At 64.0% G+C, this 13,514-nt stretch carries 11 protein-coding genes; 6 read left to right on the forward strand and 5 right to left on the reverse strand.

Annotation, left to right across the window (positions count from 1 at the left end):
* Positions 1-14: 14 nt before the first annotated feature.
* Positions 15-1,358, forward strand: a complete 1,344-nt coding sequence (locus PF049_06600; protein WBY17803.1) for a PQQ-binding-like beta-propeller repeat protein — start codon at positions 15-17, stop codon at positions 1,356-1,358.
* A gap of 91 nt (positions 1,359-1,449) precedes the next feature.
* A complete protein-coding gene (locus tag PF049_06605) occupies positions 1,450-2,823 on the forward strand; it encodes an isoprenylcysteine carboxylmethyltransferase family protein (GenBank protein WBY17804.1) in 1,374 nt (457 codons plus the stop codon).
* 18 nt (positions 2,824-2,841) lie between these two features.
* On the opposite strand, the gene PF049_06610 is transcribed toward PF049_06605, so the two are convergent.
* The 3 genes from PF049_06610 to PF049_06620 form a co-directional block, all read right to left on the reverse strand.
* Entirely contained in the window at positions 2,842-3,111 is a 270-nt protein-coding gene (locus PF049_06610; GenBank protein WBY17805.1) for a putative quinol monooxygenase, read from the reverse strand.
* 30 nt (positions 3,112-3,141) lie between these two features.
* Positions 3,142-4,512, reverse strand: a complete 1,371-nt coding sequence (locus PF049_06615; GenBank protein WBY17806.1) for a glutamate--cysteine ligase — start codon at positions 4,510-4,512, stop codon at positions 3,142-3,144.
* Positions 4,513-4,608: 96 nt separating this feature from the next.
* Entirely contained in the window at positions 4,609-5,364 is a 756-nt protein-coding gene (locus PF049_06620; GenBank protein WBY17807.1) for a 16S rRNA (uracil(1498)-N(3))-methyltransferase, read from the reverse strand.
* 133 nt (positions 5,365-5,497) lie between these two features.
* Between PF049_06620 and ubiA the strand changes: the two genes are divergently transcribed.
* On the forward strand, positions 5,498-6,409 hold the full coding sequence (gene ubiA, locus PF049_06625; GenBank protein ID WBY17808.1) for a 4-hydroxybenzoate octaprenyltransferase: 912 nt from the start codon (positions 5,498-5,500) through the stop codon (positions 6,407-6,409).
* A gap of 21 nt (positions 6,410-6,430) precedes the next feature.
* On the opposite strand, the gene PF049_06630 is transcribed toward ubiA, so the two are convergent.
* A complete protein-coding gene (locus tag PF049_06630; GenBank protein ID WBY17809.1) occupies positions 6,431-7,639 on the reverse strand; it encodes a L,D-transpeptidase family protein in 1,209 nt (402 codons plus the stop codon).
* Between the two features lie 42 nt (positions 7,640-7,681).
* A complete protein-coding gene (locus tag PF049_06635; protein WBY17810.1) occupies positions 7,682-8,080 on the reverse strand; it encodes a hypothetical protein in 399 nt (132 codons plus the stop codon).
* Positions 8,081-8,917: 837 nt separating this feature from the next.
* Between PF049_06635 and PF049_06640 the strand changes: the two genes are divergently transcribed.
* The 3 genes from PF049_06640 to PF049_06650 all read left to right on the forward strand — a co-directional run bounded on the left by PF049_06640 (position 8,918) and on the right by PF049_06650 (position 13,480).
* The gene (locus PF049_06640) at positions 8,918-11,707 is read left to right on the forward strand and encodes an ATP-dependent DNA helicase (GenBank protein ID WBY17811.1); all 2,790 of its coding nucleotides are present in this window, start codon (positions 8,918-8,920) and stop codon (positions 11,705-11,707) included.
* Entirely contained in the window at positions 11,704-12,243 is a 540-nt protein-coding gene (locus PF049_06645; protein ID WBY17812.1) for a histidine phosphatase family protein, read from the forward strand. The genes PF049_06640 and PF049_06645 overlap by 4 nt, the downstream gene beginning before the upstream one ends.
* 214 nt (positions 12,244-12,457) lie before the next feature.
* The gene (locus PF049_06650; GenBank protein WBY17813.1) at positions 12,458-13,480 is read left to right on the forward strand and encodes a fatty acid desaturase; all 1,023 of its coding nucleotides are present in this window, start codon (positions 12,458-12,460) and stop codon (positions 13,478-13,480) included.
* Positions 13,481-13,514 lie beyond the last annotated feature (34 nt).

The following is a 13,514-nucleotide window of genomic DNA, read 5'->3' on the forward strand; positions in this document are numbered from 1 at the left end:
AAGGCAAGGTGACAATGACCACATCCAATAAATCGCGGGCCATGGTTGCCGGCCTCCTGTCCGTCAGCCTGACCGCCTGCGCGGGCGGCCTGTTCGGCGGCGGGGACGAGACGAAAGACACGCCGACGCTGGGCGAGCGCAAGCCGGTGCTTTCCCGCATCGACCAGGCAGCACAGGTGGACCCGGCGCTTGCCGGTGTTTCAGTTGTCCTGCCCCCGGCGCGGACGAATACCGAATGGACGCAGGCGGGCGGCAATGCCTCCAAGTCGAACGGCCATCTGACCCTGTCCGACGCGCCGCAAAAGGCATGGACCGCGCAGATTGCCGGCAGCAGCAATCGCAAGCGACTGGGCGCCGCGCCTGTCGTCGGGAACAACACGCTGTTCTCGATCGATACCGACGGCACGGTGCACGCCTTCGACGCGCAGACCGGGGCCCGCCGCTGGCAGACCCGGATGGACGTGCCGAGCGACATTCGACAGGCTGCCTATGGCGGCGGCGTCGCCTTCGACGGTGGCAAGGTATACGCCACGAACGGCGTCGGGCAGGTCGCAGCGATGAACGCCGCCAATGGTGAGGTCCTGTGGACGAGCACTCCCGCTGGGCCGCTGCGCGATGCGCCGACGGTGGCCTTCAACCTCGTCTTCGTGATGTCGCAGGACAATCGCATCTTCGCTCTCGACGCCAATACCGGCGATGTCGCGTGGCAGGAATCGGGCTCGGTCGCGCAAGCCGGCGTGTTCGGTGTGGCTTCACCGGCGGCGGGGCAGGGCACCATCATTGCCGGATACAGCTCCGGCGAGCTTTCGGCCTATCGGTACGAAAACGGCCGCGTGCTGTGGTCCGACGCACTTGCGCTGACGTCGATCAGCACCGAGGTCGGCTCCCTGACCGATATCGATGCCGATCCCATCATCGACGAAGGCCGGGTCTATGCGCTCGGCCAGGGTGGCCGCATGGCGGCTTACGAACTGGTGACCGGACAGCGCATCTGGGAATTGAGCCTTGCCGGAATTTCGACTCCGGCCATCGCGGGCGAGTGGATTTTCACGCTGACCGACGATGCCCGGATGCTGGCGATTGCGCGTTCTACCGGCAAGGTGCGCTGGATTACGCAGCTTGCCCAGTATCGCGACGAGAAGGACAAGAAAGGGCCGATCTTCTGGACCGGTCCCGTCCTTGCAGGGGGCAGCCTGTGGGTCGCAAGCAGCGAAGGCGAGATCTACCGCCTCAGCACGGGAGAAGGTTCGGCCGCGTTGTTCCAGGATTTGAAGGAGCCTGTCAGCGTGCCGCCCATCGTGGTCAACAACACGATGTACATCCTCGATGACGGCGGGACCATCCACGCTTTTCGCTAGGCGTTAGGCATTGCTGCCGGAGTGCGTTCATTTCGGGACGCCTTCGGCGATCTTTTCCTGCGATTAACCCTTTGCGGGTACGGGGATCGTCATGCGCGATTCCGCCCGAACAGCTTCGACCGACACGGCGCACGTGCCAGCCGCGCGGCCACAAAGCGACGTATCGGCGGGCGTCGGCCTTGCCGGACTGCTGGGCCTTGCCCTGTGGATCCTGTTTTGCCGAAACTATGCAGGGATCGCGGAAGCGATAGGCATCCCGGGACCGCGCGCCCCGCTTTCCGGCCCCTATGCGGCACTGGCGGCCCTTTTCTTCACCAGCGGCCCGATGGTGGTGTGGTCGCTGCTGGTCGACAAGGTGCAATTGCGGGCCTCCACCGGAATAGACTGGTCGCGCCCGCGCAAGATTGCCGACATTCGCGATATCTCCATCGTGAAACTGGCAGGGCTTTGGGCGACCTGGGCGATCATCGCCGGGCTTTACTGCCTGGCGCGGTGGTATTGGGATGGCCGGTATCTTTTTGCGATGGAGGTGCTGGGCGCCGCCATCGTTCCGCTCATCGTCCTGAGCGTGCCTTACGTCCTGTGGATCGACCGCGTGATGGTCAATCCTCGCGACCATGCATGGCATTTCGGGGCCATGCTGCTCGGCCGCGAAGCCTATGATCCGGACGAGGTGAAGAAGCACTGGCGCAGCTGGATCATCAAGGGGTTCTTCGCCGCCTTCATGATCTCGATCCTGCCCGGCGGGTTCGCGGTCATCGTGAACGGGCAGTTCGGCGAACTGGCGAACGATCCCTTCCGCCTTTCGCTCTTCCTGATCGAATTGCTGTTCGTCATCGACGTGCAGATCGGCACGGTCGGCTACCTCCTGACGATGCGCCCCCTCGATGCGCATATCCGCAGCGGAAACCCGTTCCTCGGCGGCTGGGTGGCGGCGCTGATCTGTTACCCGCCATTTGCGTGGGGCATCCTTGGCAATGTCCTGGCCTATGAAGTCGATACGATCGGCTGGGGTGGCGTGTTGGAGGGCAATGTGATGGCATTGTCGCTATGGGGGTCGTGGCTGATCCTCCTCACCGCGATCTATGCTTGGGCGACCGTCGTGTTCGGGATCCGGTTCTCCAATCTCACCTATCGCGGGGTCATCACGAACGGCCCCTACAAGTGGACGCGGCATCCGGCCTATGTTTCGAAAAACCTGTTCTGGTGGTGTGCCACGCTGCCCTTCTTCGTTGCGAGCGGCAATCCGGTAGACATGATCCGCAACACCTTTTTCCTCGGCTGCGTCAGCGCGATCTATTACTGGCGCGCCCGGACGGAAGAGGCGCATCTCCTGCGCGAAGATGCGAAGTACCGCGAATATTACGCATGGATGGAAGAGAACGGCGTGATTACCGCGCGGCTCGCCCGTCTTCGAAAGTGGCTGCGACCGCGCGGCCCGGTGGTGGAAGCGCCCGCGGAATGATCGGACGGGTGCCAAGCTTCAGATAGGTTTGCCGTCGTCCGTTTCGTACATGGTGAGATCACGCGACAACGGCGGGTGCTCGGCCATCGCCTTCTGGAACTCGGCCATGTGGGCCGAGGCGCCGTGAGCGGCCAGCGCGTCGCCGTCGCGCCACCTCTCGACGATCACGATGCTGTCTGGATCGGTGAGATCCTGCGGGAATGTATAGGCGATGCAGCCGTCCAGCGTGGCGGGAGAGTCCGCAAGGGTACCGGGGGCAAGGGTCAGCGTACCGTTGATCTGGATCATGCGCAGGTCCTGTCGTGAAGTCGGTGAGGCTCAGAAGCTGTATTTGTAAACGCGGCTGACGTCGCCGTTCCATTCGCCGTGATACTTGTCCAGCAGGCGCTGGGCGGGGACTTTGCCGGTTTCGACAATTTCGTCGAGTGTCGACAGGAAGCCGGTCTCGTTATCGCCGCTCTGGCCCAGCTTGCCCCGCGCGGCGAGTCCTTCACGGGCGATCGCCAGTGCGTCGCGCGCAAGGTCGTGCAGGGTTCCGCCGCCCGGCACGGGAGCGTCCAGCGCGAGGCGGGGTACGGTATTGCGCAGCTCCTCACGCTCTTCCATCGACCAGTCCTTCACCAGGTCCCATGCCGCGTCGAGCGCGTTGTCGTCATACAGCAAACCGACCCAGAGCGCAGGCAGGGCGCAGATCCGGCTCCACGGACCGCCATCCGCACCGCGCATTTCGAGGAAGCTTTTCAGGCGCACTTCGGGGAAGGCGGTCGACAGGTGGTCCCACCAGTCGTTCTCGCTCGGCAATTCGCCGGGCAGGGCGGGCAATTCCCCCTTCATGAAATCGCGAAAGCTCATGCCGGCCGCATTGATGTATTTTCCGTCGCGGAAGACGAAATACATCGGCACGTCGAGCATGTAGTCGACATAGCGTTCGTAGCCGAAGCCGTCCTCGAAGACGAAAGGCAGCATGCCGGTACGGTGCGGATCGGTGTCCGACCAGATATGGCTGCGATAGGAGAGGTATCCGTTCGGCTTCCCTTCCGTGAACGGCGAATTGGCGAACAGCGCCGTGGCAAGCGGCTGGAGCGCCAGGCCGGTGCGGAACTTCTTCGCCATGTCCGCTTCGCTGGAATAGTCGAGATTGACCTGGATGGTGCAGGTCCGCAGCATCATGTCGAGCCCGAGATTGCCGACGCGGGGCATGTGCCGCATCATGATCTCGTAACGCCCCTTCGGCATCACAGGCAGGTCTTCGCGCGTCTTGTCCGGCCACATGCCGAGGCCGAGGAAACCGACGCCCGATTTCGCCCCGATCTGCTTCACCTGGTCCAGGTGGCGACCGGTTTCGTTGCAGGTCTCGTGGAGCGATTCCAGAGGTGCTCCGGACAGTTCCAGCTGGCCTGCGGGCTCGAGGCTGACCGTGCCGTCGACCCCCTTCATCGCGATGACTTTCCCGCCTTCGGTAATCGGCTCCCAGCCGAATTCCTGCAGCGACAGCAGGATGTCGCGGATGCCGTTCGGTTCGTCATAGCTGGGGGCGGCATGGTCGCGGGTACGGAAAACGAGCTTTTCGTGCTCAGTACCGATCCGCCAGTCGGCCTTGGACTTCTCCCCGGCGATCATGGGGGCGACCAGCTGGTCGCGGCTTTCGATGACCGGATCGGACCGGTCGCTGGCATCGCGCGTGCTCATGGTCCGGTTCGTTAGGAAAGTTGAACCGAGAGGCAAAGGAAATTCGGTTGCGCGCTGAAACCGTCGGCTTTGCCCGGCAGGACGTCGGTCCCCGCGTCAGGCCTGTCTGTGCGGCCAGTCTCCGGCAGTCGCCATCCATATCGACAGCGCTGCGATGGCGGCGGTTTCTCCCCGCAGGATGCGCGGCCCGAGAGAGATGGGGCGCGCCGAGGGATGGGCGCGGATGGCTTCCCGTTCGGCATCGTCCCAGCCGCCTTCCGGTCCGACCAGAATGGCCGCGGGTCCGGCCGTGCCAGAGAACGAGGAAGCAGCATCCGCGCCGCCGAGTTCATCCGCGAAGAAAAGCGCGCGATCTTCGGGCCAAGCCTTGAGCAGGTCTTTCAGCGATACGGGATTATCGAGAACCGGAAGCGCGGTTCGCGCGCATTGCTCGGCCGCTTCCGTGGTGACGGTCCGCGCGCGGCCGAGGTTCAGCTTGTCAGCCACGCTCCTTCGCGCGACGATCGGCCTGATGCGGGCCACACCGAGTTCGGTTGCTTTCTCCAGCACCAGGTCGAACCGGTCTTTCTTGAGCAGGGCAGGGCACAGCCAAACATCCGGCACGGCTTCGCGCTCACGCAGTTTTCGAACCGGTTCGAGCAATACCGAACGCTTCGAGGTCTCTTTCACCTCGCATGCCCATTCGCCGGTCGCATCGTCGCACAGGACGACTGCATCGCCCGGCGAGATGCGCATGACCCGCGTCAAATAGTGCGCCTGGTTTCCCTCGATCGAGATCGTCTCGTCCCCGACCGGGGTGTCGACGAAAAGACGGGGCGAACTGCGCGGTGGCCAGGCAGGTGTGGCGGGCATGGGAAACGCGTTAGACGTGCCGTGCGGCAATCGCTAGAGGCTGGCGAACGCGATCGCCATCGCATTGGCGGACAACCGCTAATGTCCTGCGCATCGAGGCAGGACTCACGCCCGGACAGGGGAGACAGGCCGTATGACCGACAACGTTGTTCCCGACACCGAACATCGCGGCATAGTCGAGCGCCTGCCCCAATTGCCGCGCGATCTTGCCCAGCTTGCGCGTTTCGACCGTCCGATCGGCTGGTGGCTCCTTTTCTGGCCGTGCGCCTGGGGCGTATGGCTGGCGGGGGCGGGTTGGCAATTGGCGCTCCTGGGCTGGTTGATGCTGGGTAGCATTGCCATGCGCGGGGCGGGCTGTGTCTATAACGACATCGTCGATGCCGAACTCGATCGCAAGGTCGCGCGTACGGCCAGCAGGCCGGTGGCAAGCGGGCGCGTCACCCGCAGGACGGCGTGGATATGGCTGCTGGCGTTGTGCTTCGCCGGGCTGATCGTCCTGCTGCAATTGCGCATGCCGGCGCAATTTGTCGCGCTTGCCAGCCTGGGGCTTGTGGCGGCCTATCCCTTCATGAAGCGCATTACCTGGTGGCCGCAGGCATGGCTGGGCATGGTTTTCACCTGGGGGCTGCTGGTTGGGTGGACGGAACTACGCCTCGACAACTGGGACGCGCTGGCGGCGATGTATGCAGGGGCGGCGCTGTGGGTGATCGGCTACGATACGATTTATGCGCTGCAGGACCGGGAAGACGATGCGCTGGTCGGCATCCGGTCCAGCGCCTTGCGCCTCGGCGGCGCGGTCAGGGGCGGGGTGGCTGCGTTCTATACCGGAGCGCTCGCCCTGTGGGCGCTCGCCTTTTGGCTTTATCGCGGAGATTGGCTCGCGGTTCTCACCCTGCTTCCCGCTGCACTGCACCTTGCCTGGCAGGTCGCAACGCTGGATGCCGACGATCCGGACAATCCGCTCGCCCGTTTCCGGAGCAACCGGTTTGCAGGCGGTCTGATCGCCGCAGCTTGCTTCGTCACGGGAAATGCCGGAGTGGGATAAGCCCCGAACCTAGATGACGGCTCAGTTTCCGGCCAGCGCCAGCCGCGGGGCATCGCGTCCGTAAATGTCCTCACGAAAATCGAAACCCGTTTCCGTCGGCACTGCCGTGAAGTAGGTTACGTAAACCGGCACGGGGTCGGACACGTCGACTCTCTGTTCGGCCGCTTTGCCCGGCGCGGTCGGCATGGCTCCGTGCAACCACGATCCGAACCGTGCGTAGTCCTCCACACGGATGCAGCCTGCGCTGAACATGCGCTCTTCCTGGTCGAACAAGGCGCGGGACGGAGTATCGTGCAGGTAGATGCCGAGCGAATTGGGAAACATGAATTTGGCAGCGCCCATGCCGTTGCCGGGACCGGGATCCTGGCGCACGGTAATCTTGACGTCTCCGTCAGCAGCGCCTTTCCAGTCGACTGCGCCCGGGTCCATCACGTTGCCGTTATCGTCGAGGACCTTGAACCCGGTGCGGCGAAGATAGGGCCGTCCCTGCGCAAGGTATTTGCGGGCGACATTGTCCTGCGCGAGATCGTACGGCACGTTCCAGTAAGGATTGAGAACGGTGTAGCGCAGCACACCGGCCATCACCGGCGTCTGCGTGGAAGGTTTGCCGATGACGACTTTCATACGGTCGACGGTCTGGCCATTTTCGACCATTCGCAATTCCTGCGTAGTCAGGTCTACTATGACGTATCGTTCGCCCAGGTCGCTGGGCAACAGCTTGAAGCGGCGCAGGTTGAGGTCTGCCAAGGCACGGTAGTAGGCGTGCCCGCGATTGAGCGATGCGATCAGCGTATTGTCGATCCGGTTGCTGATGGGCAGGTCATGCGCGGCGCGGTAATCGACGATGCGCGCGGCCAGTTCGTTATCGAACTCTGTGCCAGCCGGCAGGCCAAAGCGTTCACGCAGGCGAGCAACGCGGTCTCCGGTCGCACCGGGGGAAAGGGTCGATCCCTCTTGCAAGGTGATGGCCGGCAGGCTGCCCCATTCGGCGTCGAACCGCGCGAGCGCCGCTTCCATGCCGACGGCCAGCGGATTGTCCGGCAGTTGCGTTGCGCTCGGAAACATCGCGAGGAACTCATCCGTCGGCGGAGCTATCAGCGATGCATCGGAATAATGCATCTCGACCGCAGGCGTGGCTACAGGTGGTACGCCAAGCGACGCTGCCGACTGAGCCGACAACGCCGCTGGAATGGCCGCAAAAATGGCGGCAAGGGTCAATTTACGCAACATCGGGAAACCCTAGGAAGACGTAAATTGACAGAGGCTTAAAGCTTAGCCGCGTTCGCGAAGAACGGGCTGCGCAGTTTGCGTCGGAGCCACGCCCAAGGCAGTCCACTGTGCAGTGGTGTCGCACGAGCTCGACAGCGAAACGGTGTGGTTGGCCTGGAAACGCTGCGCGTAGTTCCAGCACTCGCTCGCACCGCTCGCCTGGAGGCAGAGCTGGTTGCCCGAAACGCCCCAGCGTGCATTCACGGGAGCGACGTTCGGCCCGCTGATCACGGCATTGCCGTCAGCGCCGAAGCGGATGGTGTTGAGCGTGCCGTCGGCCGAGCGGACCTGGACCGTCTGGCCATAAAGCTCTTCGCCCATCGGCATACCCTGCGCGGCGGCGCCGGTTGCACCGGCTGCTCCAAGGGCGACGGCGGCGGCGGTAACAAGGATTTTCTTCACGGCTCTGATCCTCCATTGATGGACATGAGTATCTACGAATTGGCCGGAATTCTCCCCCGGCTGCAACCTCACAATAGCTAATTGGCAGAAAAGGTTCCAGCAAATCGTCAATTTCGCAAGTTGTGTCTGTTTGCGTGTCGTCGCCGTTGCGTCGCTTTACTCCCCAGAAGCGAGGGTTTGACCAATATCTGGAAAAATTCCGTATTTTCGGGAACTTTCTCTTGGCAATACGGTATAGGGTCTGTCCGCGGTGGGGCGGAAGCCATGCTTTCGCTGGCAATTCGGCTGGCCGTCAATTCGACTTGGGGAAAGAATATATGCAGCGTTTTTCGAAAATCACGACAGCAACCTTCGGCGCAATTGCGCTAATCGGTGCCACGTCCGCACCCGCAATGGCTTCGCCCGGTGCGAAAGCAGCGGTAGCTTGCCAAGGCGGCCTGCAGGGCTGTGTCCTGCCGGTCGGTAACGCTGCGCCTGCTCCGGCACCCGCACCGGCACCCGCTCCCGCCCCGGCGCCAGTTGCAGCGCCCGTGGCTGAAACCGGTGGCGCCGGCTGGATCCTGCCAGCGCTTCTCGGTGTTGCGGCGATCGTCGGTGCTATCCTCATCCTCGATGATGATGACGAGGACGAGGATCCGATCTCCGTCTGATTACGGATTTCACCTTTTAAAGAATTGGGCCCCGCGTCGTTCGGCGATGCGGGGCCTTTTCTTTTGCAAACCTGAAGGTTCGATCGCCGGAAAGTGTCGCGGCGTCGATGAGTATGAGTAGTCTCTTCGGCAACTCCTCCTGCCATCTGTTTACTTTTCGTTCTGTCCGGCGCATCCAGCGGACCGCATGGCGACCCACCCTTCCATTCCGCTTCCCGCCCTTCATGCGAGCCATGGCGGCATCTGGCTGCGCGATGCCAACGGCGCGACGCGCGGCTGTTCGAAGGGCGAGGCCATCAATCGTGCAGCCGATACCCCGGTATTGCTGGTCAACGCCCCGCTGGTGGCGTCACGTCTTGGCTATCCCGACCTCAACGGCCTGGACCTTCTGGAGCTTTACGCTTTCGTCCATCCGGCGCAGTTCTGCGTGCCCACGGCGAAGGGGCTGGCGCAGGCGCTCGCCATCGAGCCGCCCGCAACCGACGACGCGGTTCCCGAATTCCTCCAGCGGGCCGCGGCCAGCCTGGTGGATACCTGCAGCAGCCCGGACTGGCAGCAGCGAGAGGGCGCGTGGAGCGCCGTGCAATCGCTGACCAGGCTACGCTGGCCGTGGGCCCAGGTCGTGGCTCCCAATATCGAGAAGCCGCAAAAGGCGGAGAAATGGCTTTTCAGCCGACTGCCCGAATGGGAAGAGGCAGGGGAACGCCCCCAGCCGCGGCAGGTCGCCATTACCGAAGAGGCCGTGGCGGCAAGTCTTGCCCGCCTGACAGGCGAGGGCGCCGAGCAGCGGGAGGGCCAGCGCAAATACGCCGCCGATGCCGCACAGGTTTTCGCCCCGCGCTCCCGGCGAGACCGGCCCCATGTCCTGCTGGCGCAGGCGGGGACGGGCATCGGCAAGACGCTGGGCTACCTCGCCCCCGCGGCGCATTGGGCCGCGCAAAGTGGCGGGACGGTTTGGGTCAGTACCTATACGAAGAACCTCCAGCGCCAGCTTCGCCGGGAAAGCCGCCGGGCGTGGCCGGAAACGCGCGGGGACGGTACGCAGCCTGTCGTCGTTCGCAAGGGACGCGAAAACTATCTTTGCCTGCTGAATTTGGAGGACGCCCTGCAGGGCGGGTTCAGTGGCAGGCCGGCCATCCTGGCACAACTGGTCGCGCGCTGGGCCGCCTACACCGCCGATGGCGACATGATCGGCGGTGATCTGCCCGGCTGGCTCGGCACGCTGTTCCGAAAGCGCGGGATCGCGGCCTTGACGGACCAGCGGGGCGAATGCATCTATGCTGGCTGTCCTCATTACCGCAAATGCTTCATCGAGCGCAGTGCCCGGGCCAGCGCACAGGCCGATCTCGTTATCGCCAACCACGCGCTGGTGATGATCAATGCTGCACGGGGGCGGCATCAGGGCCAGCCACCGACCCGGATTGTTTTCGATGAGGGTCATCACGTCTTCGATGCCGCCGACAGCACCTTTGCCGCGGCACTGACGGGGCAGGAGGCGATAGAACTGCGTCGCTGGATCATCGGTCCGGAGCGAAACAGCCGGGGGCGCCGAAGAGGGCTAGCGGCCCGTCTGGCGGATGTTGCCAGTTACGACGATGCAGGCGGCGAGGCGGTGGAAGTCGCTATCGAGGCGGCCGGTGCGCTGCCGTCCGATGGCTGGATCGCGCGCCTCGCAGAAGGAGCGCCGCTCGGCCCGACAGAATCGCTGCTGGGCCAGGTCCGGGCCACGGCCTATGCGCGGGACGAAAGCGGCGCGCAGGATGCGGGCTATGGCATAGAGACGGAAGTGGCCGACCTGCCCGGTCCGCTCGTCGATGCGGCCCAGCGGGCGCAGGAAGCGCTCGCCGCCATACGCCAGCCCCTGATGACGCTGGCATCGCGGCTGGAGGCTGTGCTGGAAGACGCACCCGACTGGCTCGACGGGCAGGGACGTGCTAGAATCGAGGGCGCGCGACATTCGATGCAATGGCGGATCGATCTGGTGGCGGCGTGGGAATCGCTGCTGGCCCGGCTGGGCGGCCCGGCAGACCCGGACTTCGTCGACTGGTTCGCGGTCGAGCGAAACGAGGCCCGCGAATTCGACATCGGCATTCATCGCCGCTGGCTCGATCCGATGAAACCCTTCGCCAAGGTCGTGCTGGAACAGGCGCACGGCGTCATGCTGACAAGCGCCACGCTGACGGACCGGGCGCGGGAAGGCGAGACGGTCGGGGAAGACTGGCCGCACGCGGTCAGCCGCAGCGGGGCAGGGCATATCGACCTCGTTCCCAGGACAGCGAGTGCTGCCAGTCCGTTCGATTATGCCAGCCGCGCCGAAGTCCTGATCGTGACCGATATAAAGCGCGGCGACCTGCCTGCGCTGGCGGGTGCCTATGGCCGGTTGATAGAAGCGGCGGGCGGTGGGACGCTGGGACTGTTCACCGCGATCAAGCGGCTGCGCGCCGTGCACTCGCGTATTGCCGACCGTCTGGCGCGGGCCGGGCTTCCGCTGTTTGCGCAGCATGTCGATCCGATCGATACGGGTACGCTCACCGATATATTCCGCGACGATCCGAAGGCGAGCTTGCTGGGCACCGATGCCTTGCGCGATGGTGTCGACGTGCCGGGGGAGAGCCTGCGCTGCGTGGTGATGGAGGCGGTGCCGTGGCCGCGCCCCACCATCCTGCACCGCGCGCGAAGGCTGGCCGCCAGCGACGAGGAAGGCGGCGGGGGACGGTATGACGACCGGATTATCCGCGCCCGGCTGGCGCAGGCATTCGGGCGCCTGATCCGCAGCCGCGACGACGCCGGGCACTTCATCGTATTGTCGTCCGCCTTTCCCAGCAGGCTTCTAAGCGCTTTCCCCGACGGCACTCCTGTCATACGGCTGACACTCGACGAGGCTTTGGCGAGAGTGAGCGCCGGACCGCCGACGACGCACGACAACCAGCCCGCCGTCGGGACGGGCAATGCACGGGAAGACCTGGACCGCCTATGAAACGCCTCGCCATTTTCAGGCATGCCAAATCGGACTGGGACGATTTGGCGAAGCGCGATTTCGATCGCGGGCTGAACGACCGCGGACGGCGCGGAGCGGCACTAATGGGCAAGCACATTGCCGACTATTCGCGGCGTGAAAACATCGCGTGGGATCTGCTTTTGGCAAGCCCTGCGGAACGGGTCCAGCGGACGCTGGAGGCATCCGGCATCGATATGGAGCCTGCGTGGAACCGCGCCCTTTATCTCGCCAGCGCGGAGACGATCGTCGATGTCGTCAGGGAGAATGCCGGGGACAGCACGTCAGTGCTCGTCATGGGCCATAATCCGGGGTTGCAGGACCTGCTCCTGATGCTGGTCGCCCCTGCACGGGAGAACACGCATTTCGACGAAGCGAGCGTCAAGTTCCCGACGGCTGCCTTTGCGGTCCTGGAAATCGACATAGAGGACTGGTCGGACCTCGGCGGCGAGAACGCGGAGATCGTCCATTTCAAGCGTCCGCGCGATCTCGACCCGCAATTGGGCCCGATCGACTAGTCCGTTCGGAGCCGTAGTCCGCATTAGCTGCGCATCTTCATCCAGTTAAGGCCACAGCCATGGCGCAGCGTGTAGCCGCAACTATCCAGCCCGGCTTTTCCCGATCCCCGCCTTCTCGCCATTCGCTACTGCACCGGCTCAACCAGCCGGTCAGGCGGGTGAAACCGGGTGGGAATGAGTTGGTAATTTAACCGAATCCCGCCAAAGAAGACCCATGACCGAATCCGCCTCGATCGATCCCCGTCACCTGCTGAAAGACCTGTCCGTATTCGCCAGTCCGCGGACCGGGCGCAGCGTGTGGGAAATCGCCCAGACCGTCGCGCCTTTCCTCGCGCTCTGGCTGGCTGCGTGGGCCTCGCTGTCGGTCGGATACTGGCTGACGCTGCTGTTTGCCATTCCGGCCGGTCTGCTGGTCCTGCGCATGTTCCTGATCCAGCACGATTGCGGACACGGGGCCTTCTTCCGTCGCCGCAAGGCAAATGACTGGGTGGGTCGCGTGGTCAGCATCTTCACCTTCACGCCTTACGATTCCTGGCGCCGCGCCCATGCGCGCCATCATGCAAGTTCCGGCAATCTGTCGGCCCGCGGGATCGGCGATGTCGATACGCTCACCGTCAGTGAATACCGCAGTCTGTCGGCTTTCGGCCGGTTCCGGTATCGCCTGTACCGCCATCCGATTGTCCTGCTGGGCGTGGGGCCGACTTACCTGTTCCTGCTTCGCCACCGCTTTCCGCTGGGGGAGCGGAAGAAGGGCTGGCGTCCGTGGCTGAGTGCCATGGGCACGAATACGACACTGGCACTGGTGATCGCAGGGGTGGTCTGGGCCGTCGGCTGGCAGAATTTCCTGCTCGTCCACATTCCCATCTTCCTCGTCGCGACGACGACCGGCGTCTGGCTTTTCTACGTCCAGCACCAGTTCGAGGGGACATCATGGAAAGATGGCGATGTCTGGTCTTTCCATGACGCGGCCCTGCACGGCAGTTCGCACTACGCGTTGCCGCCCGTCCTTCGTTGGTTCACCGCGAATATCGGCATCCACCACATCCACCACCTGTCGAGCAAGATCCCCTTCTACCGGCTGGGCGAAGCGATGAAGGCGAATGACGGGCTGGACCAGGTCAGCCGGATCACGCTTTGGGACAGCGTGAAGGCGTTTCGCCTGAAATTGTGGTGTGACGAAACGCAGCGCATGGTCAGCTTCCGCGAGGCGAAGCGGATGACAACAGCCGCCGCCTGAGCGCGTCGGGGCTCCACTTCGCACTTGCAACACG

The sequence above is a fragment of the Erythrobacteraceae bacterium WH01K genome, assembly GCA_027941995.1.
Lineage (GTDB): Bacteria > Pseudomonadota > Alphaproteobacteria > Sphingomonadales > Sphingomonadaceae > CAJXSN01.

Bases quoted from the DNA above. Each gene is read 5' to 3' on its own strand.
- PF049_06605 (WBY17804.1), top strand. From the start codon at position 1,450: ATGCGCGATTCCGCCCGAACAGCTTCGACCGACACGGCGCACGTGCCA.
- PF049_06615 (WBY17806.1), bottom strand. From the start codon at position 4,512: ATGAGCACGCGCGATGCCAGCGACCGGTCCGATCCGGTCATCGAAAGC.
- PF049_06650 (WBY17813.1), top strand. From the start codon at position 12,458: ATGACCGAATCCGCCTCGATCGATCCCCGTCACCTGCTGAAAGACCTG.
- PF049_06630 (WBY17809.1), bottom strand. From the start codon at position 7,639: ATGTTGCGTAAATTGACCCTTGCCGCCATTTTTGCGGCCATTCCAGCG.
- PF049_06640 (WBY17811.1), top strand. From the start codon at position 8,918: ATGGCGACCCACCCTTCCATTCCGCTTCCCGCCCTTCATGCGAGCCAT.
- ubiA (WBY17808.1), top strand. From the start codon at position 5,498: ATGACCGACAACGTTGTTCCCGACACCGAACATCGCGGCATAGTCGAG.
- PF049_06600 (WBY17803.1), top strand. From the start codon at position 15: ATGACCACATCCAATAAATCGCGGGCCATGGTTGCCGGCCTCCTGTCC.
- PF049_06645 (WBY17812.1), top strand. From the start codon at position 11,704: ATGAAACGCCTCGCCATTTTCAGGCATGCCAAATCGGACTGGGACGAT.
- PF049_06620 (WBY17807.1), bottom strand. From the start codon at position 5,364: ATGCCCGCCACACCTGCCTGGCCACCGCGCAGTTCGCCCCGTCTTTTC.
- PF049_06610 (WBY17805.1), bottom strand. From the start codon at position 3,111: ATGATCCAGATCAACGGTACGCTGACCCTTGCCCCCGGTACCCTTGCG.